At 54.5% G+C, this 20,885-nt stretch carries 19 protein-coding genes and 1 tRNA gene; 11 read left to right on the top strand and 9 right to left on the bottom strand.

All coding sequences use genetic code 11. The annotated features are described in order from the left end of the window. Positions 1 to 13 precede the first annotated feature (13 nt). From ACWISF_RS07255 to ACWISF_RS07225, 7 genes are all read left to right on the top strand, one after another. Positions 14 to 86 (top strand) — tRNA-Ala (locus ACWISF_RS07255). A gap of 175 nt (positions 87 to 261) precedes the next feature. After that, complete coding sequence (locus ACWISF_RS07250; protein WP_448380913.1) at positions 262 to 1,443, top strand: tyrosine-type recombinase/integrase; 1,182 nt, start codon at positions 262 to 264, stop codon at positions 1,441 to 1,443. Beyond that, the gene (locus tag ACWISF_RS07245; RefSeq protein ID WP_448380912.1) at positions 1,433 to 2,107 is read left to right on the top strand and encodes a hypothetical protein; all 675 of its coding nucleotides are present in this window, start codon (positions 1,433 to 1,435) and stop codon (positions 2,105 to 2,107) included. The genes ACWISF_RS07250 and ACWISF_RS07245 overlap by 11 nt, the downstream gene beginning before the upstream one ends. A gap of 223 nt (positions 2,108 to 2,330) precedes the next feature. Next, positions 2,331 to 2,537, top strand: a complete 207-nt coding sequence (locus ACWISF_RS07240) for a helix-turn-helix transcriptional regulator (RefSeq protein WP_448380911.1) — start codon at positions 2,331 to 2,333, stop codon at positions 2,535 to 2,537. Next, positions 2,521 to 3,138, top strand: a complete 618-nt coding sequence (locus ACWISF_RS07235; RefSeq protein ID WP_448380910.1) for a hypothetical protein — start codon at positions 2,521 to 2,523, stop codon at positions 3,136 to 3,138. Before ACWISF_RS07240 ends, ACWISF_RS07235 begins: the two co-directional genes overlap by 17 nt. A 44-nt stretch (positions 3,139 to 3,182) precedes the next feature. Next, entirely contained in the window at positions 3,183 to 3,521 is a 339-nt protein-coding gene (locus tag ACWISF_RS07230) for a hypothetical protein (protein WP_448380909.1), read from the top strand. Positions 3,522 to 3,593: 72 nt separating this feature from the next. Then, the gene (locus ACWISF_RS07225; protein ID WP_448380908.1) at positions 3,594 to 6,725 is read left to right on the top strand and encodes a hypothetical protein; all 3,132 of its coding nucleotides are present in this window, start codon (positions 3,594 to 3,596) and stop codon (positions 6,723 to 6,725) included. 465 nt (positions 6,726 to 7,190) lie between these two features. Here the strand turns inward: ACWISF_RS07225 and ACWISF_RS07220 are convergent, their stop codons facing one another. The 3 genes from ACWISF_RS07220 to ACWISF_RS07210 all read right to left on the bottom strand — a co-directional run bounded on the left by ACWISF_RS07220 (position 7,191) and on the right by ACWISF_RS07210 (position 8,685). Further along, entirely contained in the window at positions 7,191 to 7,601 is a 411-nt protein-coding gene (locus ACWISF_RS07220; protein ID WP_448380907.1) for a hypothetical protein, read from the bottom strand. 438 nt (positions 7,602 to 8,039) lie between these two features. Then, a complete protein-coding gene (locus tag ACWISF_RS07215) occupies positions 8,040 to 8,444 on the bottom strand; it encodes a hypothetical protein (RefSeq protein ID WP_448380906.1) in 405 nt (134 codons plus the stop codon). A 61-nt stretch (positions 8,445 to 8,505) separates the two neighbouring features. Next, the gene (locus ACWISF_RS07210) at positions 8,506 to 8,685 is read right to left on the bottom strand and encodes a hypothetical protein (RefSeq protein ID WP_448380905.1); all 180 of its coding nucleotides are present in this window, start codon (positions 8,683 to 8,685) and stop codon (positions 8,506 to 8,508) included. Positions 8,686 to 8,967: 282 nt separating this feature from the next. Between ACWISF_RS07210 and ACWISF_RS07205 the strand changes: the two genes are divergently transcribed. Further along, the gene (locus ACWISF_RS07205; RefSeq protein WP_448380904.1) at positions 8,968 to 9,309 is read left to right on the top strand and encodes a hypothetical protein; all 342 of its coding nucleotides are present in this window, start codon (positions 8,968 to 8,970) and stop codon (positions 9,307 to 9,309) included. Between the two features lie 189 nt (positions 9,310 to 9,498). Here ACWISF_RS07205 and ACWISF_RS07200 read toward each other — a convergent pair whose 3' ends face one another. The 3 genes from ACWISF_RS07200 to ACWISF_RS07190 all read right to left on the bottom strand — a co-directional run bounded on the left by ACWISF_RS07200 (position 9,499) and on the right by ACWISF_RS07190 (position 13,022). Continuing rightward, positions 9,499 to 10,119, bottom strand: a complete 621-nt coding sequence (locus tag ACWISF_RS07200) for a DUF3318 domain-containing protein (RefSeq protein WP_448380903.1) — start codon at positions 10,117 to 10,119, stop codon at positions 9,499 to 9,501. Next, positions 10,119 to 11,366, bottom strand: a complete 1,248-nt coding sequence (locus ACWISF_RS07195) for an ABC transporter substrate-binding protein (protein ID WP_448380902.1) — start codon at positions 11,364 to 11,366, stop codon at positions 10,119 to 10,121. Before ACWISF_RS07195 ends, ACWISF_RS07200 begins: the two co-directional genes overlap by 1 nt. Positions 11,367 to 11,438: 72 nt before the next feature. Further along, complete coding sequence (locus ACWISF_RS07190; RefSeq protein ID WP_448380901.1) at positions 11,439 to 13,022, bottom strand: ABC transporter permease; 1,584 nt, start codon at positions 13,020 to 13,022, stop codon at positions 11,439 to 11,441. Between the two features lie 81 nt (positions 13,023 to 13,103). On the opposite strand from ACWISF_RS07190, the gene ACWISF_RS07185 reads away from it, so the two are divergent. Then, a complete protein-coding gene (locus ACWISF_RS07185) occupies positions 13,104 to 14,162 on the top strand; it encodes an ABC transporter ATP-binding protein (protein WP_448380900.1) in 1,059 nt (352 codons plus the stop codon). A 677-nt stretch (positions 14,163 to 14,839) separates the two neighbouring features. Here ACWISF_RS07185 and ACWISF_RS07180 read toward each other — a convergent pair. Further along, positions 14,840 to 16,438: an alpha/beta hydrolase gene (locus tag ACWISF_RS07180; protein WP_448380899.1), complete on the bottom strand. Its 1,599-nt coding sequence runs from the start codon at positions 16,436 to 16,438 to the stop codon at positions 14,840 to 14,842. A 54-nt stretch (positions 16,439 to 16,492) separates the two neighbouring features. On the opposite strand from ACWISF_RS07180, the gene ACWISF_RS07175 reads away from it, so the two are divergent. Beyond that, positions 16,493 to 17,938: an aminotransferase class I/II-fold pyridoxal phosphate-dependent enzyme gene (locus tag ACWISF_RS07175; protein ID WP_448380898.1), complete on the top strand. Its 1,446-nt coding sequence runs from the start codon at positions 16,493 to 16,495 to the stop codon at positions 17,936 to 17,938. Here ACWISF_RS07175 and ACWISF_RS07170 read toward each other — a convergent pair. Then, positions 17,925 to 18,128 carry a hypothetical protein gene (locus ACWISF_RS07170; protein WP_448380897.1) on the bottom strand — a complete coding sequence of 68 codons (204 nt, stop codon included), beginning with the start codon at positions 18,126 to 18,128 and terminating at the stop codon, positions 17,925 to 17,927. The genes ACWISF_RS07175 and ACWISF_RS07170 overlap by 14 nt on opposite strands. Positions 18,129 to 18,686: 558 nt before the next feature. On the opposite strand from ACWISF_RS07170, the gene trpB reads away from it, so the two are divergent. Beyond that, positions 18,687 to 19,889: a tryptophan synthase subunit beta gene (gene trpB / locus ACWISF_RS07165; protein WP_448380896.1), complete on the top strand. Its 1,203-nt coding sequence runs from the start codon at positions 18,687 to 18,689 to the stop codon at positions 19,887 to 19,889. Here trpB and ACWISF_RS07160 read toward each other — a convergent pair. Next, positions 19,882 to 20,885: TRAP transporter large permease (locus ACWISF_RS07160; protein WP_448380895.1), on the bottom strand; the 1,004-nt coding region annotated here is incomplete at its 5' end. The two genes, trpB and ACWISF_RS07160, sit on opposite strands and share 8 nt — an antisense overlap.

Below are 20,885 nucleotides of genomic sequence, written 5' to 3'. Positions count from 1 at the left end.
TGCATTACCGCAAGGGGAATTAGCTCAGTTGGTAGAGCGCTGCGATCGCACCGCAGAGGTCAGGAGTTCGAGTCTCCTATTCTCCATATCCTTAGCTTCCCACGCAGTACCATAACCGCCCAAAACCACGATAAATACTAGCTTTTAACCCTAAGACAAGGATTCATAGAAACCCATAAGCTATCACATTAGCCCTATAATTTAGGCATAGGCATAAGGATAGCTTTTAGGTGTTGGGATATGCCCCGGAAAGGGACACCATTGACGGACACTGAGATACGGCAAGCTAAGCCGGGGGAAAAGCCGAGTTTTCTTTACGACACCGGCGGGCTGTATTTGGAGTTGTCCCCAACCGGTAGCAAGCTATGGAGGCTCAAATATGTTTTTGGTGGTAGGGAGTATCGCCTATCCCTTGGGAAATACCCCGTCGTTTCCCTTAAGCAAGCCCGGATCGAGAGGGATAAGTTACACGCTTTGATTGCCCAAGGGATAAACCCCAGTGAGCAGAGAAAACAAGAGAAACGAGAGCAGGTGCAACGGGGCAAAACCTTGGAAACGGTAGCTACCGAATGGATAAACGCCAATCGGGAAAAATGGGCACCGTCCAACACCGTCACCATTGAGAGTCGGCTAAAGCGTGATTTATTCCCAACGCTGGGAGTTATCCCTATTAGGGACATAACACCAGGGCAATTGTTGGACACCTTGCGGGCGGTAGTCGCTAGGGGCACCATATCCACCGCTAAGCGTGAATTGAGTATATGCAGTCAAATATGGCGGTATGCGTTGGCGTGTGGCTATTGCTCTACCGACATTACATATTCCCTGCGTGGTGCATTACCCCCAGAAGTGCGGGGACACTTTGGAGCGATAACCGATCCCGAAACGTTGGGCGGGGTGCTGGGAATGATTGACGCATACCCCGGCGGGGCGGTGGTGAAGGTTGCCTTGTGGCTATGCCCTCGTTTGTTTGTGCGTCCCGGTGAGTTACGCACCATGCGCTGGGGGGACGTGGATTTATCCAATCGTGAATGGCGATACACCGTCCCCAAGACCGGGCAACCGCATATCGTCCCCCTAGCCCGGCAAGTGATTGAAAAGTTGACCTGGATAAAGGAAATCTCAGGGCGTGGTGAGTGGGTTTTGCCAAGCCTAAGAAATATGAATAAACCGCTATCAAATATGGCTTTAACTGCGGCTTTACGTTCAATGGGGATACCGGGCGATATGGCAACTGCACATGGTTTTAGGGCAACTGCTAGGACGCTTTTAGACGAGATTTTGGGGTTCCGCATAGACATAATCGAACACCAACTAGCGCACACTGTTAAGGACGCTTTGGGACGGGCTTATAACCGCACTCAATTCCTAAAAGAAAGACACGAGCTTATGCAGAAATGGGCTGACTACCTAGACGAATTGAGGGAAAAACATGCAAGCTAAAAACCTCGGTTTCCCCCATGCTATGCGGGGTTTCAGGTCTTATCTACTACAAAACAACCTGGACGTGGGGCAGTATTTGCGGTGGCTTAGGGACGACATAACTCTTAAAAAACTATTCCTTGAGGGGTGGGAAAATCCAAACAGATCGGAACTTCTAAGAGCCTGCAATCATGTGCCGTTTCATAGGTTCACGGTTGAGCAACAGCGTATCCTTTATTGCAGTGTTATGTTTGAAAAATTAGTAGAAAGGCGACCTTTATTTGAGAAATACAAACCCTTAAGAAACACGAGAAAAGAGTTACTTTTAATGGAACTAGCCCGAAAATGTCTGGGGGCACACCTGCCGTACCAAAAGATACGCAATGCCCGACGCTCCCAGGGTAAAAAAGCAACACCCCCGCCAAAGTGGGAAAGCACCCCCATTCTGTGGGACTTGAACGCCGAGCCGCACCTGTGGAGTTCACGACAAGAACGCTCAACCACTCTGACACAACTCGAAAAACTAGGGCTAGTCCAATGCCTGCGTGAGGGACGCAAAACCGTCATTGTTTCACTCACCTTTAACGCCATTGAGTTGCTGGACTGGCTCACATGGCCCGCAGAAAGAGACAACGAGACGATTGTGAATTTTTATTACGATATTTCCCGAAAGTACGAAACTTGATCATGGCTGTCTATTCGGACATTTGGATTGAGTGCCCCTATCCTATTCGGATATTTGGATTGAGTGCCCCTATCCTATTCGGGAATTTGCTATCTAGTGACCATATCTTATTCGGGAATCTGCTATCTAGTGCCTTGAATGCGTTGTACTAACAATAGCAGTTGCTCATGGGCTTGAAAGCCTGTTATACTGGGCGTGTTGTTGCCCATAGGGGTTTTTTCAAATGCAGACGTTGGTAAGAAAACCCGAAGTGTTAAATCGCTTGGGAATCAGTAGATCAACTCTCACTCGCTGGATTCGCTGTGGGGTATTCCCTCCACCTGTTCAGATCGGGCCCAGGGCAGTCGGGTGGTATTTGCATGATCTGGAATCGTTTTTGGCAAGTCGTCAACGGAAGTCGCCGGAGGGGAGCCGTGAACGAGCAATTTAAGCGTGACTTGAATTTTAGCCAATCCCCGGAAAACGAGCCTTTGTGGGCGTCGTTTTATCAACGCTTGTTCGGCGAAGATTTAATCGGAACGGTGCGGCTAGACGGTTCCAACAACGTATGGCAGAAATCCGGTGCGGATCGGCTTGCCGTTGTCGGTTGCGGGCGCTGCTACACAATCGACGAGAAACTAAGGCGATCCGATTGGGACGATATTTTATTGGAGTACGCTAGTGTTGCACGGCGCACCGGCGATACTTGGGAGATAGTCAAGCCGGGCTGGGCGACAGACTCCACAAAAAGCGTGGATTTTATCGCCTATGCGTTGCCCAAAAGGCAGGCGGTGTACGTTTTGCCCTTTCTTTTTCTGCGGCTAGCTGTGCAGAAAAATTTCGATAAGTGGCGCAAAGACAGGCGGGTTAAGCTAATCGAAGCCGTCAATTCCAGCTATGTTTCTTTAAGCCTAGCCGTCCCAGTGGACATGCTCATGAAAGCCATTTCCGAACAAATGGTCCATACCCTTGGCGTCCTCGAAACGCCCCCCGCAAAAGCAATCTTGTCGGGGCAGTTGGCTATGGACTGGGGGTTGGAAAACTTAGCTTAGGGGGTTAGAATTTTTGTCAGGTGTCCAAAGCTAGAGGAGGAAATGTGAACAAGAAATCTTTGCTGAAAAATCAGCTAATGCTGAAGGTTTGGGAACTCCAAAAAATCCAGCTACAAATTATGGAGTTACGTCAACAAATCGGCAACAATGTCGAGCCGGAATTTGAGACATTAGCCCTAACGGAAAAAGAATCCGTTTATTTTTCGCAAAACCGGATCGTTTGCCTAACCAGGGAAGCCAAAAAGCTCATGGCAAAACACATGGAAGCTCTAAGCGAAATGCCACGAGTTGGTCATAGTCCTGAGACCAAACAGGAGATCATTTCCTTAGCGGCAACGCTAAGGGACTTGGCGAATATCTGGGAGGGTGTCGCCATGCGATAGCCAAAAAAAATGCCCCCCCGGTGACGGCACCGGGGGATAACAAAGTCCAAAACTAGTTGGAGATACACTACTATGATTATTCTACCAAGCGCAACCTTTGACAGTGCAAGTGCATTACAACACCTAAGCCTATTAGGTTATCAGCCGGGCGATACAGCCCACGTAAGATTTATTCCAGGCAAGGGCTTCAGTTTAAGGGCTTTCAATAAAAGCTACCCCATTAACGCTATCCCTTGGGAATACCTACACAAACTCCAAGGGCAGGGTTATGGCGTTTATGTGGCGGTCAACGGGGCGCACTCCGATAAGGACGTTTCCCACGGGCGGGCTTTATTCTGCGAGTGGGACAGCCTACCTAAGTCTGCTCAATGGGAAAGGTTACAGGAAATGGAAGCCGCCGGGTTTCCCCCCCCAACATTCTGCGTTGAGACCAGGAAAAGCATTCACGCCTATTGGACGCTAAGCGAGTCATTGCCGGTTGAAACTTGGAAGGCACTGCAAGCGGAATTGTTGCGCTTAACCGAGTCTGATCCAACCCTCAAAAATTCCAGCCGGGTTATGCGGCTCGCTGGGAGTTGGCATATCGCCGCCGGTGCTGATCCGGTGCATTGCCCCCTGCACTTGGGGACGGGGCAACCAATCACGCTTAGCCAACTGAAAAGCGGATTAAAGCGATTGGCACCCCCACCGGCACCACCGGCACCCGAAAACACGCAAACCATATCCCAAAAAACGCAAATGGAACACACGATAGATTTAATCCCCTTCTTAGCCAAAAACCACCAACTGTTAATCGAAACCGGGGCAAAAACTGGGAGCAGGAACGCTCGTGGTTATGCCCTAGCCTGCGATATGATTGGCGTGGAAAAATGGCTAACCGACAGGGGTTTTAGCCCACTACAAACGGGGTATGAACTGTTTCTAACCTATTGCCAACGGTGCCCTAGTGGTGACGGGTGGAGCAGTACCGAATGGGACAAAATCTGGCAATCCGCAGTAAATACAAACCCTAAACCTTGCTGTAGTGACAATGTACTATCTGCAAGGTTAAAGCGAATTGTGGGTGCAAAAGACGAGCCGGACGGTGAGCAACCCAGTAAGAAATCGGTTGCGAAACTGCTAATCGCCATTGCTGAATCGGAATGTGTTTTATGGCTGTCCAATGAGGGGGACGCATGGGCAGATATTTTTATTGACGGGGTGCGGCATTCTCACCCGGTTAGAAGTGCTAAATTCAAACGTTGGCTATCGGGGCAGTTGTGGCTACAACACGAAATGTCGTCCAACTCTGAAGCCATGCAGAGTGCCCTGCTGGTGCTTGAGAGTAAGGCAGATTTTGGCGGTGCCCCCAAACGTCCGGTTTTTCTACGGGTGGGGCAACATGACGGACATATATATATAGACGTTGGGGACGAGCGCAACCGGGCAATAGAAGTATCACCGCAGGGGTGGCGGGTGATTGAGTCCACCGAATGCCCGATTAGGTTTTATCGGGGCGACTCCCAGCAACCCCTGCCATTGCCCGTAGCCGGTGGTGATATTAGCGGGCTGTGGGACTTAATCCCCATTGCAAGTAACTACCGCAGGTTGCTGTTAGCGTGGTTGTCGTTTTGTCTAATTCCCGACGGGGCAAAACCAATACTCACCCTGCACGGCCCGAAGGGTGCGGGTAAATCAACCACTGCTACCGTCCTAAAGCGACTTGTCGATCCTGGCATGGCTGATTTATTGGCACAGGTGGGGGACACCCAAGCGATTGCCACCAATGCCCGCCGCCGGTTAGTCCTTGCCTACGACAACTTGTCGAGCTTATCCACCGCACAGCAAGACGCACTTTGTCGGGTGGCAACCGGTGCTAGTTTCACAGCCCGAAAACTCTACACCGACTTGGACGAGACGTTTTACACATTCACCCGCCCGCAAATCTTAACGGCGGTGGATTGTGTCCCCAGCCGAAGTGACTTATTAGACCGTTGTCTATTGGTGGCGGTGGATCGGATTGACGAGTCCCTGAGATTACCGGAATCCGAGTTATGGGCAAAGTTTGAAACTTTAGCACCGGCCTTACTGGGGGCGGTTTTGGATATGGTAGCCACCGGGCTGCGTAACCTATCCCAAGTCAACGAGCGATTGCCCCGCATGGCGGAATTTGCCAGGTTTGGGGTGGCGGCACTTGGGACGGAATTTCTTGACGAGTACCGCCAAAATATCGCCAATGCCGAAGTCGTGGCGGTGGAATCTAACCCCGTTGCCAGTGCCATACAGGAGTTGGTAGCCGCCGGTGACTTTGAAGGGACAGCCACGCAACTGCTGATCAAACTCCAAAACTTAACCGATTGCCCCAAGGTCGCAAAACTCACGAGCCGGGGACTGGGGCGGTTGCTCAATAGCCGGGCATTCACCCAAGACTTACTTGCAGTGGGGGTAAGCGTGGACAGCTACCGCAAAGCAGGGGGCAATCGTGAGCGCGGGTGGATTATCAAAGCCACCACCCAAGACGAGCCAACACCCGCACCACTGGGGAACAGTCCACCAAAAACCGGGACATTTGCCACCGAAAATCGTTCCTTAGTCCAAACACAAGAGTCAAACGGTGAAACTTTTTTCAACGGGGACATGGCACCAGATAACGAGGGATCGAAAACGTCCCAAACGTCCCTAACGTCCCAAACCCCGATAAACACGGACTCCAAGGGGGGGACATTATCCGGGACATTATCCGGGACATTATCGGAAAACGTCCCAAAAACGTCCCTATTATGTCCCTCTGACAATGTACAAAATGTCCCACCCCTAGAAAGCCCTGCCGGTGCGGGTTCTGGAAAAACTAACCTGCAAGACCGGGACATTAGGGACATTAGGGACGTTTTCCAAACCCCTCTATCTGGTGCAAGTAATGGAATGAAAAATCTTTCACAGGCAGACTCCTCTATTTGGACTAAGGAGCAAAAAACGGTGTCTCATGTCCCCCCTGCAAGTGGACAGCCACCAGTGAAGGCGGCGCAACAGTTGGCGGACTTCTTTGGTGGAAAGTTGATCCAGCCGTTAGACTTAACCCGGTTAATTGGCGATCACGTGGAATATCAGGGACGGGTTTACCGATTATTGGACTACTTACCGGTGAGTGGGTTTTGTCAGATTGACGGGGGTGGCGAAATTCTAATCGTCCCGGCGCACCAGGTCTCTATCCCCGATCCCTTCTAGCGGGGGAATTGGTGGCACCCCCACCACCGAAAAGAACCTACTTGGAGGGGCATGGGGTTTGCGTACCCACCTACCCGTGTACGCAAAAACTCGCCCAGTTTTGTACTAACGCCCCCCCGTAAAATGCCCAGCAAGGCACCTAAAACAAATCCCCCGATAGATTGCACCTGTAGGGGGGAAAACTCGCTGTGGGGCATTCTAGGCGGCAATCAGCAAAAACTTACCTAAAACCAAGGTGCACCTATAGCAATTAGATATATTCAACATTGATATACAGCGGTTGTACTAATCAATCGTTGCAACTAACAAAATACATACTTGCAAGGTTGTGTAATAACAATGTTTACGTCGGTTTAATCGTCACTTCACCCACCAACCGTACTGCACTTTTTGGGTACATAAAGGCACCCCCACCAGCGGGGTACTAGTGGGGGACATAGGCGGGTTACACCCCAGGACGGCAAGCTAGATTTTGCGGGTGAGAGCGATAAACACCGTAACCGCCATGTCTTTGATCAGTTCAGGCGGCAATCCTTCCATTTGCCCCTCCATTTCCTGATAGCAGGTTGTCAGCAGGTGGCAGTAACGGCTAACCGTATCCTGTGACGGCATGGTGTTGGGTGCCGCAGTCTTTGGTGGCGGGGGGACAGTTTCACCTTCTGGTGGGACTTCTAGCGGTTTGTATTTGCCGCCGTTGGACATTAAGACAATTTCCTCACCCTTGGAATAACTGCCAATAATATCGCCGGGTTTCCCCCATAGTTTGATCTCTTCTTTGTTGGGTAACTCCACCACGATATTGATCCGATCTCCGTACTGGGTGTTAAAAACCCGCCCCGCAGGAAATTTCACCCTACCCTTTACCAACGTAGCCATAATTTCACACTCCTAAGTGCATGGGTTGACATTGCAGACAATCCCCGCCAATCAAGGGACGGGCGGGGCATTGAATCAGTTAATCCAAGTGGCGGTGGATATAGTCGCTAATATGCGAGTATCCTTCACCTAGCAAACGCTGTAACTCAAACGCTTGATCCGAATTGAGAAAGTACGGCTCACTAAGCATGGCGGTGATTAGTTGGCGTAATAACTCAATGCCCGTGTCGTAGTATTTTTTGGTGTCCATTTTTGCTCTCCTACCATTCAAAATTTTTGAGAATTTCCCGCCAATCAGTAGGCGGTTTTGGTGCCGGTTTTGGCAGTGGCTTGGATTCCTGCGCCGGTGCCGTGGTTTTCTTTTTGCGAGTGGTTGCCATTGTGGTATCTCCTATTAGGTGAATGTGCCCCCAGCGGGATTGCCGGGGGCGGTGTGCATTAAACGTTGACGGTGCGATATGCCAGTTCCGTAAGTTCGTGACCGGCAATATCGTCCCCGTAGTCCCACCGGATCAAGCCCTCAATGAACTCAACTGGCGGGCGGTGCCACTTGATCTCGTAGGCATACTCGGTCAACCGTTCAGATTTGCGGGGGCGGGTGATACCCTCACCGTCGTTAAACTGTTGTCCGTCCGCCTTGGGGTAAGACCGCCATTTCCAATCGGGGCGACGCTTCAGAATGTGGCTGTAGAACTTTTCAGCAGATTCCTTATCAGGGAATCCAACGTACACAATATCTTTGCGCCGTTGAGCGTCACAGATTGACAAAATTCGGGGCGACCAGCGCACCCGGAAAATCCCAGGGGCAATCTGCCCAACCCTAGCCTTTAGCTTGGTAGCCATGAGAAACTCCTATTAGATAGAGAATGGAATGCGCCCCGGAATTTCACCGGGGCAATTTGTTTTAGCGGCGCAGTGCGGACTGGTACAGACTGCTCGTCAATTCACTAATCAAACCCAATTGTTTCACCGGCTCCAAGGTGGCAAACAGGCGGCGAATTTCCGCCAGCGTGTCCATTTCTTCGTCCGTGAAGTGCGGCGACCGGGGGGTCAAGTAACTTTGAATCCTCTCGCTCCTGTCCATAACAATCTCCAAAAAACTACAAGGGGTGGAAGGTGTTTAACCTTGGTGGGCACCTATGCTTTCCCTCTGGGGCGGTTGTTGCCGGGCTTGCCGCCTGCCCTATTTGATTTAACCTTCCATATCTTTAATATAACCGGTACACCGGTTAATGTCAAGTATATTTAGCCGGTTTACCGGTTAAGATTATTGATAGGTTGTGGAGTTTATGATAATGTGGACTTATAGCCGGTTTACTGGTAATAGGTGATAGAAATGGCAAGACGAGACATATACAAGGACGGCGTGGCAACCCGGTTTAAGCCGCAGGGTGAGATACCGCCGGGGGCAAGGATAGCTAAGCGACCGCTAACCGTAAAGGTGCTAGAGGAACTGGATACCGTTATCCGTGCCTTGCCGGAACCTTCAGCATGGCTACGGCGGGTAATCACTGAAGCCGCTAAGCGTGAATTATTGGAGCAACCGCCGGGGACTGCCAGCGAAAATTCACCACCACCGGCACCACCGGGTAGTCCCCCGCCGGTGGATAAATCGGAAGTGATCGATCTACTGGACACGGCACTAACCATGACCAAAGTCAAAGACATTAAACCCCTGCTAGAGAAAATACGGGGACTGCTAACCTAACCCACCACCATTTTTAAGGGATAGCATTAGGGATAGGCGAAAAGCAGTACAAACCTAAAACCCTTGCTATGACGGGATTATAGGGTAAACTTATAGTCCCCTATTCTCCATAACCCCAACGTCCCACCTTGTACCGCCACACCACCCTTAGCCGTGAGAGGGTTAGCTGCCACTGCCCAAGTGAACGTCTTAACGTTCCGGCACCCGATAACTACTGGGCACCGTGACCGAGGATAGTCCGGCCAATGCCCGCAGATTTTGACTGCGCACCAGTTCGGTAAAGGTTAGACCCCGCCGTTCCAACTGGGCTTGGCGTTCGATGGCTTCGAGTAAGGCTCGGGCTGCTGCCACTTCTGTGTATCCCCGCCGTTGGGCGATGGTAAGGGCATGCTCATCCGCTTGCAATTCGTAGGCCGGGGAACGGTAACTCCTCAGTAATTGGCGCAGGGCCACACCCGCCAAGGCAGCCCCCACCAGCACGCCCACGCCATCCCCCTGCACCCCCTGCAACGCCACCGCCACCCCCCCGGCCAGAACCAAGCCCTGGAACCAACCGGGACGGAACCAGGTTATGCCCCGCAGCCAACGGTCCGTCCGCAAAAACAGTAAATCCCGTTGGGGTTCACTCAGGTTTTGCCAGAGCTGGAAGTTGATGGAGACCGGCCATTCGGTGCGCCAGGGCCAGGGAAAGGGGGCCGTCAGCACTTCCGTTTGTTGGGGCTGGGGAATCACCCGCAATTTCATCCGACTGCTGGCAGGGAGTAGGTCCAATAACCGCCCGATTTCTGCGTCCCGGTTAAATTCGTCCATCAGGAACCCCCTACCGTGATGGTGTCAATCACCTTTATTGTGCCATCCGGGTTGACCTGCCACACCTCGTACTCGCCCGCCACATCCCCTTGCGGGTCGAAATCCACCGCACTGCTGGCCCCTTGGTAATTGATGTCCTGCCCCTGCCGAATCAACTTAAGCCCCTCACACACATCCGTAACCGGAGTGCCGGGGGGATTGGCAACGGTAGCGATTTTGTCTCGCAGTTTTGCCCCTTGGTTCGCTTGCGCCGCCTGGGCCGCCAAAACAAGTACGGCGGTGGCATCCCAAGTGTTGGGGGCAAAGACATTGGGTTCCCGGTTGTAGGCCTGGCGGTAGCGCTGCTGAAAATCCTTTAACCCCGGCCCGGCGGCTGCGGGTGCCGTGCCGATCACCCCACTGATGATCCATTGCCCCTGGGGGGTTTTGCCCACCAACCGCGCCAACTGGTTGTCCTTCAACCCATCGGTCAACACCAGGGGAATGCGGGGGAAAAATCCCTGCTGAAAGGCCGAACGCATCACCAACGTACCGGTTTCCGGGTAGCCGACTAGGACCACCGCCTGGGGAGCGCGGCCAAATACCGCCCGCACCTCGGAATCGAAACTGGCACTTTGGGCCTCGTAAAACTGGGTGGCGACCACCTGCCCTTTGGTTTTGGCCAGCCCCTGCTGCAACGCCTGCGCCAAGCCCCGCCCGTAGTCGTTGTTAATTGCCAAAACACCCACCCGTTGCCAGCCCCGCTTTTGCAATAGCTGGGCTAACGCTTCCCCTTGGAAATTATCCGGGGGAGCCGTGCGGAACCAAAACCCCTGCAATTCCCCCTTTTTCGCCCGTTCGGTAAACACGGGACTGGTGCTGGCGGGGGAAATCATGACCACCTGCCCCCGCACGGCAATATCCACCGCCGCCCCCGATACCGCACTGCCTGCCGCACCCACCACACCTGCCACTCGGTCCACCTCCACCAATTTGGTCATGGCACTCACCCCCGCGCTTGGCTGGGTCTGGTCATCCTCGGCCAGCAACTGCACCGGCTGGCCGTTGACCCCACCGCAGTCATTCACCGTTTTGACCAATAAACTGGCCGCATCCTGCATCCCCGGCCCAAACTGCGCCAAATCCCCACTCAAGGGCAACAGCGTCCCCAATTTCAGGGCATTACCCGCCGGTTGACAGCCGGTGACGCCCACAACCAGTAGCCAGAGCCAACGCCCCACCCCCTGCCTTGCCGTTTGCCTGCCCATACCTACGTGACCTCCGCAACCCGGTGACTGCCCGCCCCCCCTCCTTTGGAAAAAAATTCTACCAAACCCCCATCAATCCGACTCTTGAGCGATCTGCCGACATAGCAGTAGCACCGGGAGCATCCCCACCACCACCAAGGCCAAAGCCGGTCCTGCCGCCTCGATGATCCGACTGTCCTGGGCATAGCGGTACACCCGAATCGCCAACGTGTCGAAATTAAACGGACGAATGATCAGGGTCGCCGGTAACTCCTTGGCCACATCCACAAACACCAAAATCCCTGCACTGGCCAACGTACCTGCCAGCAGAGGCCCATGCACCCGCACCACCGTACTCCAGGGGGGATGCCCCAGGCTGCGCGCCGCCTCATCCAACTCCGGGGCAATCCGCGCTAACCCCGCCTCCACCGCCCCCAACGCCAACGCCAAATACCGCACCAGGTAGGCAAAAATCAGCGCCGCCACCGTCCCTCCCACCACCAGACGCCCCAGGATTTGGTCCACCCAGCCCAACACCCCCAACACCCCTACGGCAATCACCGCCCCCGGCACCGCATAGCCCATGGCCACCAAGCGGGTCAGCCCCGGCAACAGCCCCCCAGGAAACAACCGCTTGCCATAGCCCCAAAACAACGCCAACAGCAAGGCCAACCCCGCACTCACCGTTGCCAACGTGCAGGTATGCCGCACCGCCTCCCAAAACGACGCATCAAACGTCTCCGTCCGGTAACGCACCGCCAATTCCAGCAGCACCCCCCCCGGCAGCCCAAACCCCAACAGCACCGGCAGGCCACAGACCAACCATGCCCCCACCACCGCCTGGCCACGCAGCCGCACCCGCACCACCTGCCCCCCCTGCGTCTGGGTATAACGCACCTCCCGCCGTGCGTACACCTCCAGGACCACCAACCCCAAGACCACCAGCAGCAAACACACCGCCAACTGGGTAGCCGCCACCCGTGACCCCAGATTAAACCAGGTGCGATAAATGCCCGTGGTGAACACCGGCACCCCGAAATAATCCACCACCCCAAAATCCGCCAGCGTTTCCATCAACGCCAGAGCCACCCCCGCCATCACCGCCGGACGCGCCAAGGGCAGGGCCACCCGCCAAAACGTCCCCCACCGCCCCCAGCCCAACAGCCGACTGGCCTCCAGCAGGGGACGGGACTGCTGGCGAAAACTCACCCGCGCCAACAAATACACATAGGGATACAAGACACACACAAACAGGAGAATGGCCCCTGGCAGCGAGCGGATATTGGGGAACCAATACTGCCCCACCGTCCAGCCCGTCACCCGCCGCAACCAGCTTTGCACCGGCCCAAACACCTCCAGCCATTCCGCATAGGCCAACGCCAGCACATAGGCAGGCGCCGCAAAAGGCAACACCAACGCCCATTCCCAAAAGCCCCGTCCCGGCCAGTCACACACCCCCACCAGCCAGGCAGTCGCCACCCCCACCACCGCCACTCCCAACCCCACCCCCACCGCCAGAACGAGCGTATTGACTACATATTCCGGCAAAACCGTACTGAGCAAATGCTGCCACACCTCCGGCTGCGGGTCGAACACACTGGCAAGCACCACCAGCAACGGCACCAGAAACACCCCTGCCAACCACACCCCCCCCACCACCACAGGGAAGCCACCCACCGATGCCAGCGCCCCATCCTGAACTACACTAAAAAAGACCCTCTCGCAACTATTGAACTTATTTTGCAACAAAAGCGGCCTATGTCATGCCCGGACTTACTGCGTCTTGACCAGGTGGGTTATCGCTTTCCCCGCCAGTCCCACGACACGCTTACCGACATCAGCTTTACCCTAGCCCCCGGCGAAATTCTCGGCTTATTGGGATCATCCGGCTGTGGCAAAACCACGCTATTGCGACTTATTGCCGGTTTTGTGGCGCCCACAAGCGGTACCATTTCCCTGCACAACCAAATCGTCGCTGGCGCCGGGCAATGGGTGCCCCCCGAAGCCCGCCAACTGGGCATGGTCTTTCAGGATTACGCCCTTTTTCCCCACCTGGACGTGCGCCGCAATCTGGAATTCGGGCTGAGGAAACTGTCTTCTTCCCAGCGCAGCGAGCGGGTGCGGCAGGTCTTGGCCCTAGTGCAGCTTACCGGTTATGAAAGCCGCTATCCCCACCAACTCTCTGGCGGCCAACAGCAGCGGGTGGCCCTGGCGCGGGCTTTAGCCCCCCAACCCCGGCTATTACTCCTGGACGAACCCCTATCCAACCTCGATACCCAGGTGCGGCAACAACTGCGTTTAGAAATCCGGCGCATCTTGAAAACCACCGGCACCAGCGGCATTTTTGTCACCCACGACCAGGAGGAAGCCTTTAGCGTCTGCGACCGAGTGGCGGTCCTCCATCGGGGCAAAATCGAACAGATGGGCACCCCCGCCGAACTCTACCAAACTCCGGCATCACGCGTTGTCGCCCAACTGGTCACCCAGGCCAATTGGCTCCCGGCGACCCCCCAAGGCAACGGGACTTGGCACACCGAAATTGGCCTTATTCCCGGCCCCGATCCCGAACCCCATCTGCTGAGCGGTTGCGAACTCATGATCCCCCAGGAGAATGTCACCTTGGAGCCAGACGAACAGGGGAACGTCCTCATCCGGGATCGGCAGTTTTTGGGGCGGGAATACCGCTATTGCCTCAGCACCCCTTCGGGACGGGAATTGCACGCGCGGGTGCGGCATGAAGTGGCCATACCGGTGGGAACCCGCGTCCGGTTACAGGTCAAACCCCAAGGCGTGCAGGCATTTCCGGCCCTGGAGTAAAGCCTTCGCCGCCGCCGTGAACCCCCAGTGGCTATGGAAACGGTAGGCACCGGGAACTCACCCTGGGGGGGATGCCCCGTGGCGGTCACCCCTGCTGCGTGGGTGCAGATGAAATGCCAGGGCTGTCGCTGGCGCTAGAGGTTTTCGCGCCAGCCTGTGAAACATTGCCGTTGGTCAATTTCGGCAGTAATTGCTAGGTAAAGGTAAAAAGCCATCAAACATGAGTACGGACACGGAAGGGTGGAATCTTAAGATTTTGCGGGTTTGTGCTAAAAGGTGCATCTAATGATACAAAGCATGGTCATTGAGGCGCCGCATGCTCACTGATATAGCTAAGCATACAAAGATTGACATGATATGGGTCGTTGGGCGTATCCCCACAATGGCGTAGCCATGAATCTTCAGGCGACAACCTTAACCTACCTAGCTATAAAAGGTGCATCTAATGATACAAAGCATGGTCATTGAGGAGTTAAATTCTCATTTATTTCAAACAAGTTTGCAACCTTCGCCTTTACCTGTAAACCCCGTCCTCGAAGGAGTGATTATCAGTGCCTCAAAGCGTTGCATCTTCTTGCGAAGCAACTATAAAAATTTTCTCATTAGACATTTTGCCTGAAACGAATTTATGAACTTTTGTTGCAGAGTTCCACACTGTTGGTACGAAGCAACATTTGCTAATCAGCTAGAGCCTGGGTAATGGGTGCCAAAGGCGGATTGTACAGCACCTGCAATGGCAGGACAGAACGACTCAACTGCCGGGCATAGGCTGCGGTGAGAAACGGAGCAAATTCCGCTTGCTTAGCGACATACACCTGACTAAACGCCAACGCCAAAACCTTCAGATACATCTGCGCCACTTCGGGAGCCGGGCCAACCACGTCCGCCGGCAGGGGAATGCCCCCTGTACTCCCCCCCACAATGGCAAAATGGCTTGCCCCCTCCATGACTGCCAAATACCGCTGGGCACTCCCTAGCCAGGTAAACGGCCTAATTTGTTCATACAACGACGGGGCGGCAATATCCTGGGTAGCGGTCACAAAAAATGTGGGGATTTTCACCTGCGCCAAACCACTGGCCCCAAACAAGGCACTGCCCACCGGGTTGACCGCCATTACCGCCACGACCCGCTCATCCCGAAACTGCACCGGTGGATTTTGTAAACGTCTCCCAGGACATTGTAATAACAGTGACAGGTTAAGGCTCACCCCTTGCCACGCATCGGTGCAAACTTGGGTCAAATGCGCCAGATTCAACCGGGCACCTGCTACCGCCAACGCCGTGTAACCCCCGTAGGAATGCCCGAGAGCCGCGACCTGCTTCAGATGCAAAGCCTGGGCAAAGGGGGGTTGGGCGGCCAAGGTGTTCAAAGCCAACGTCACATCTAAGGGACGATGCACCAATTCCTCCGGGACGATGTACTCCGGTTCTTTCCCCGCCAACACCCGTTGCAATTTTTGGGCATCACTGCCGGGATGTTCCGGTAAAATCACCCCCAAGCCATAGGAAGCCAAATGCTCGGCCAGGTAGGCAAAATTCTGGCGGCTCTCCCCCAACCCGTGGGAAATCAGAACCGTCGGGGCATGCTGGCGGTTGGGCAGGTAAACGGTTACGGGGAGCGTCCGTTGGCGGGTGGAGTCGGTGAGGGTCAATTCCTGCACCTGCCACAGGAACGGGCCGGGCTGGGTGAGGTTGGGTAAATTGGCAGGCAATTTTTGGCGCGCCTGGTGGTGAAATTCCTGAGTTAACACGGCAAAAACCCCATTCACCTGGGCGATGTAGCGATTCACCTGGTTCATAACGGCTAGGCCCCGCACCAGATTCAGGCGCATGGTTGTTCCGGGAAATGCCTGGATCACCCGCAAAAAAGTCACTCCCCCCGGTTGTTTGGCGGCTTGTACCAGAGCCGTTTGCAGGGCGGTTGCCCCATTTTCCCCCTGGGCGGTCTGCACGACCTGACCGAGTTGCGACAGGAGTACCTGACCCGTAGAGGTGCCAAAAATCCGGGCCACCGTATCCGCATTCACAGGAAGGGGTTGCTTGAGGGTCGTGACCAGCCGTTCCAATTCCTGGGGAGGCGCCTGCGCGACCAAGGGCTGAAATTGGCTTGGCACCTGCCCGGTTTTGATGTAGGTTTCCAGGTCCGCCACCGCCACCGGCAATTCCAACCCCCCGAAACTGAGGATAATGGTATCGGCGGCGTGTCCTTTCATCCCCCACAGGGAAAACAGCCCTGCTCCCGCCACCGCCCAACGCCACCGTCGCACGCTTCCCATGAACGGCAATCCCCTACCACCAACTCCCCCTAGCAGGATACCCTTTTTCGCCCTATGGTTCCCCGCCTTCCCCCTTTGATTGCGCAACTGCGCCAGTTGGCCCAGGGCTACCGGGGTTTTCATACGCCAGGACATCAACGGGGGCAGGGAGCACCGGCAATCCTGCGGGCATGGTGGGGCGAAGCGGTCTTCACGGCAGATTTGGCAGAAATTCCCGGCTTGGACAATCTGGGGCAGCCGGAGGGGGTTTTGCGGGAGGCTCAAGGGCGGGTAGCGGAGATTTTTGGGGCGGCACATAGCTGGTTTTTGGTGAATGGGGCGACGGCGGGAGTTTTAGCCAGTTTACTCGCTGTGCATCGAGAAAATGGGTGCGTCATTTTGCCCCGACAGGTTCATCAATCGGTGATTCACGGGTTAATTTTAACCGGTGCTAAACCAATTTTTATCCTGCCGGAATGGGATGCACAACAGCAGGTGTGGGGGGGGATTGATCCCGGAAAATTAAAAGCAATTTTAGCCTCAAAAAATCAAGGTTCAATTAACGCATTAGTATTAAATTCTCCCACCTATAAAGGAGTGTGTGGCCCGGTTGCTGAATGTATTGAAATGGCTCATGAATACGACATTCCTGTCATTGTGGATGAGGCGCACGGTGCTCATTTCCCGTTTCATCCCCAGTTACCCGCTTCTGCCTTGACCTTGGGGGCTGATGTCGTCATTCATTCTACCCATAAGGTGCTCACTTCTTTAACCCAATCAGCCCTATTGCATCACCAAGGGCAGCGCATTGCTCCCCAACGGATTGGCCAATGTTTGCGTCTGGTGCAATCGAGTAGTCCCAGTTATTTACTATTGGCCTCTTTGGTAGCGATGGCAGAACAGATGGCTGAACAGGGAGAAGCCCTATTTGACCACCTATTAACGCAACTAACTTGGTTTGTGCCGGCCATTAACCGTATCCCCGGTTGCCATACCCTAAAAATTAACACCGACCAAGTTGGCTTTACGACCCAAGACCCCACCCGTTTGGTTCTGCAAACTCAGGAATTAGGCATGACGGGGTTTAGGTTGGATGAATTACTACATAAACAGTATCAAATTACAGCAGAATTCCCCGACTATGCGGATTTAACCTTTATTTTGTCCCCCAGCCACACCGAGGCGGACTTGCAGAGCATGGTGCAAGCATTGCAGGAAATTAGTGCCACACAGTTAGGGAAACCCTTAACGCTCCTGCCCCCATTGCCACCCGTGACCGAGCCGGTTATGTCGCCTAGAGAGGCATTTTTTGCAACTCAAAGCGTGCTGCCTTGGCATGAGGCAATCGGGCGGATCAGTGCCGCGACCGTCAGCCCCTACCCACCGGGAATACCGCTACTGCTGCCGGGAGAACGGATTACGCCCGAGGTAGTGGAGTATCTTCAGGAAATTGACCGACTGGGCGGGCAGATTGTGGGGTGTGATGGCGACAAAAAAATATCAGTCGTTAGTAACTCGTAAACATCCGAATCAAATACCCCAAAAACATGCCGATCATTAGGGCAACCAACTGTCCTGAACTCACAAAATTGCTCCAGGCGTTGCTAATATCTGCCAAAATATCCGGGCTGGATTGCTGGGCAAAAATCACCCACAAACTAATGCCAAAGAGTCCAGGGTACAGAATGTATTTCATGGCGCTGCGTTTCATCCCGATACCTCACCAACACCTTGCCTTACCACTCCATAGAATAAACGTAAGCTTCGCTGGCCGTAAATTGGGGGCACGTTCTCCTGGGGGGCCTTCTCTGGATGAGCTTAAGCGTGCGTCGGGGTGCTCCGGGACGGGGATGCCTGCGCCTTGCATAAACCACCCCACCGTAAGACGGCCCTGCAGTTAGCAAGCCGACCCCCGTACACGGCGGGATATAGGGGGGGTCTATAGCAACCCTAATCGCCTGTTACCAGTGCCTTAGAAACCGTTTCTAGCGTCCGTAGAATTATAGCATTGCGCTATCCCTCCCCACCGTATAGACTGCCGCCACCGCTTTTTCATCCGCACCTGTAACCTTTGGGGAGACAAAGCCCGCTTGATTTTAACCGCCGGATGATTACACAACAGATAAACTTTTCTGTCTGTACCAGTAACATTTACAGCGACAAAATATTTACGGCGACAAAATTTTCGGGTGATTGACTCCTTTTAAAAACCACAGAGTACAGGCGACTTCACACGCACAGGGTATAATTCCAACTATGGGATGGGGGAATGGCAGTGACCATAGCAAAGGTGCCAGATGCGTTGGGGCGGTTCGGACGGTTCGGGGGAAAGTACGTCCCGGAAACCCTGATGCCTGCCCTGGCAGAACTGGAACAAACGTATTACCAATGTAAAGACGACCCCGACTTCCAATCCGAATTACAGTTTTTGTACCGAACCTATGTGGGGCGGCCCACCCCCTTATATTTTGCCGAACGTTTGAGCGCCCATTACGGCCATGTGCTTATCTATCTGAAGCGGGAGGATTTGAACCACACCGGCGCGCACAAGATTAACAATGCGCTGGGGCAGGTGCTTCTGGCGCGACGGATGGGCAAACGGCGCATTATTGCCGAAACCGGGGCAGGACAGCACGGGGTGGCAACGGCGACGGTGTGTGCCCGCTTTGGCCTGGAATGCGTGATTTATATGGGCGTGCAGGATATGGAGCGCCAAGCCCTGAATGTGTTTCGGATGCGGTTGCTGGGGGCGACGGTACAGCCGGTGAGCAGCGGGACGGGCACGCTCAAGGATGCCACCTCAGAGGCGATTCGGGATTGGGTGACGAATGTGGAAAGTACCCATTACATCCTGGGTTCGGTGGCAGGACCCCATCCCTACCCCATGCTGGTGCGGGATTTTCAGAGTGTGATTGGCAGAGAAACCCGGCAGCAATGTGCGGAATTGTGGCAAGGTCTGCCGGACATTCTCCTGGCGTGCGTGGGGGGTGGGTCGAATGCGATGGGCTTGTTTTACGAATTTATCTCGGAGCCGACGGTGCGCCTGATTGGGGTAGAGGCCGCCGGCGAGGGCATTCACACGGGCAGACACGCCGCTACCTTGACCCAGGGGCGGGTGGGGGTCCTGCACGGGGCGATGAGTTATCTGTTGCAAGACGACCAAGGGCAGGTGGTGGAACCCCATTCCATCAGTGCCGGGTTGGACTATCCAGGGGTGGGACCCGAACACAGCTATCTCATGGAAACCGGGCGGGCCACCTACGTCAGCGTCACGGATGCGGAAGCCCTCGCCGCTTTCCAACGGGTGAGCCGCTTAGAGGGCATCATTCCCGCTTTGGAAACCGCCCATGCCTTGGCTTACCTGGAAACCCTGGCGCCCCAATGTGCCCCCGGCACGCGGATTGTGGTTAACTGTTCTGGACGGGGGGATAAGGATGTGCAAACGGCGATGAAGTATTTACAGTTCACTTGAGCAAAACCGTCACCAACTGTGGAAAACGAATAATCAATACCATCAAAACCAATTGCAACCCGATAAAGGGAATCACGCCCCGATAAATCTGCCCGGTGGTCACGGTGGGGGGCGCCACACTTTTGAGATAAAACAGGGCAAACCCAAACGGTGGCGTTAAGAAAGAAGTTTGTAAATTCGCCCCCAACAACACCCCAAACCAGACCAAATCCGTCCCCAATTGTTGTGCCGCCGGGATGAGCAAAGGCACAACAATAAAAGCAATTTCAAAAAAATCAATAAAAAATCCCAACAGAAACACCAACCCCATACTAAAGAACAGAAAACCTGCCCGTCCCCCCGGCAAATTCAACAGCAATTCATACACAAACTGATCCCCATGCAATCCCCGAAACACCAAACTAAACGCCGTTGAACCAATCAAAATCATCATCACCAAACTGGTCGTTCGCACCGTCGCTTCACAGGCCCGCCACCCCATCGCCCAAGACAATTTGCCCTCCCAAGCCGCCAACAGCAACGCCCCCAAACAGCCCACCGCCCCGGCTTCCGTCGGCGTGGCAATGCCAAAAAAAATACTCCCCAACACCAACAACACCAATCCCAAGGGGGGAACCACCGCTCGGAGCAGATTGGTTAACGGTTCTTTGGGTAAATCCACCAAAGCAGGAGCCAGATGGGGGCGGAAATACGCCAGAACCAACGTATAAACAATATACATAAGTGTCAGGGTCAACCCCGGCAGGAGCGAACCCACAAACAAATCCCCCACCGACACCCCCAACTGGTCACCCAGGACCACCAGCACCACACTGGGCGGGACGATCTGCCCCAGCGTCCCCGAAGCGGCAATCACCCCGGTCGCCAATTCCGTTTGATAGCCGTAGCGCAACATCACCGGCAGGGAAATCAGCCCCATTGCCACCACCGTTGCCGCCACCACCCCCGTTGTGGCCGCCAGCAAGGCCCCCACCACAATCACCGCCACCCCTAGCC

The organism is Gloeomargarita sp. (assembly GCF_053491055.1).
This window is presented reverse-complemented; position numbering and strand designations above follow the sequence as displayed.

Coding starts and splice junctions, on each gene's coding strand:
- ACWISF_RS07185 (WP_448380900.1), top strand. CDS start 13,104: ATGTCATGCCCGGACTTACTGCGTCTTGACCAGGTGGGTTATCGCTTT.
- ACWISF_RS07215 (WP_448380906.1), bottom strand. CDS start 8,444: ATGGCTACCAAGCTAAAGGCTAGGGTTGGGCAGATTGCCCCTGGGATT.
- ACWISF_RS07240 (WP_448380911.1), top strand. CDS start 2,331: ATGCAGACGTTGGTAAGAAAACCCGAAGTGTTAAATCGCTTGGGAATC.
- trpB (WP_448380896.1), top strand. CDS start 18,687: ATGGCAGTGACCATAGCAAAGGTGCCAGATGCGTTGGGGCGGTTCGGA.
- ACWISF_RS07245 (WP_448380912.1), top strand. CDS start 1,433: ATGCAAGCTAAAAACCTCGGTTTCCCCCATGCTATGCGGGGTTTCAGG.
- ACWISF_RS07200 (WP_448380903.1), bottom strand. CDS start 10,119: ATGGACGAATTTAACCGGGACGCAGAAATCGGGCGGTTATTGGACCTA.
- ACWISF_RS07180 (WP_448380899.1), bottom strand. CDS start 16,438: ATGGGAAGCGTGCGACGGTGGCGTTGGGCGGTGGCGGGAGCAGGGCTG.
- ACWISF_RS07175 (WP_448380898.1), top strand. CDS start 16,493: ATGGTTCCCCGCCTTCCCCCTTTGATTGCGCAACTGCGCCAGTTGGCC.
- ACWISF_RS07210 (WP_448380905.1), bottom strand. CDS start 8,685: ATGGACAGGAGCGAGAGGATTCAAAGTTACTTGACCCCCCGGTCGCCG.
- ACWISF_RS07195 (WP_448380902.1), bottom strand. CDS start 11,366: ATGGGCAGGCAAACGGCAAGGCAGGGGGTGGGGCGTTGGCTCTGGCTA.
- ACWISF_RS07220 (WP_448380907.1), bottom strand. CDS start 7,601: ATGGCTACGTTGGTAAAGGGTAGGGTGAAATTTCCTGCGGGGCGGGTT.
- ACWISF_RS07170 (WP_448380897.1), bottom strand. CDS start 18,128: ATGAAACGCAGCGCCATGAAATACATTCTGTACCCTGGACTCTTTGGC.
- ACWISF_RS07225 (WP_448380908.1), top strand. CDS start 3,594: ATGATTATTCTACCAAGCGCAACCTTTGACAGTGCAAGTGCATTACAA.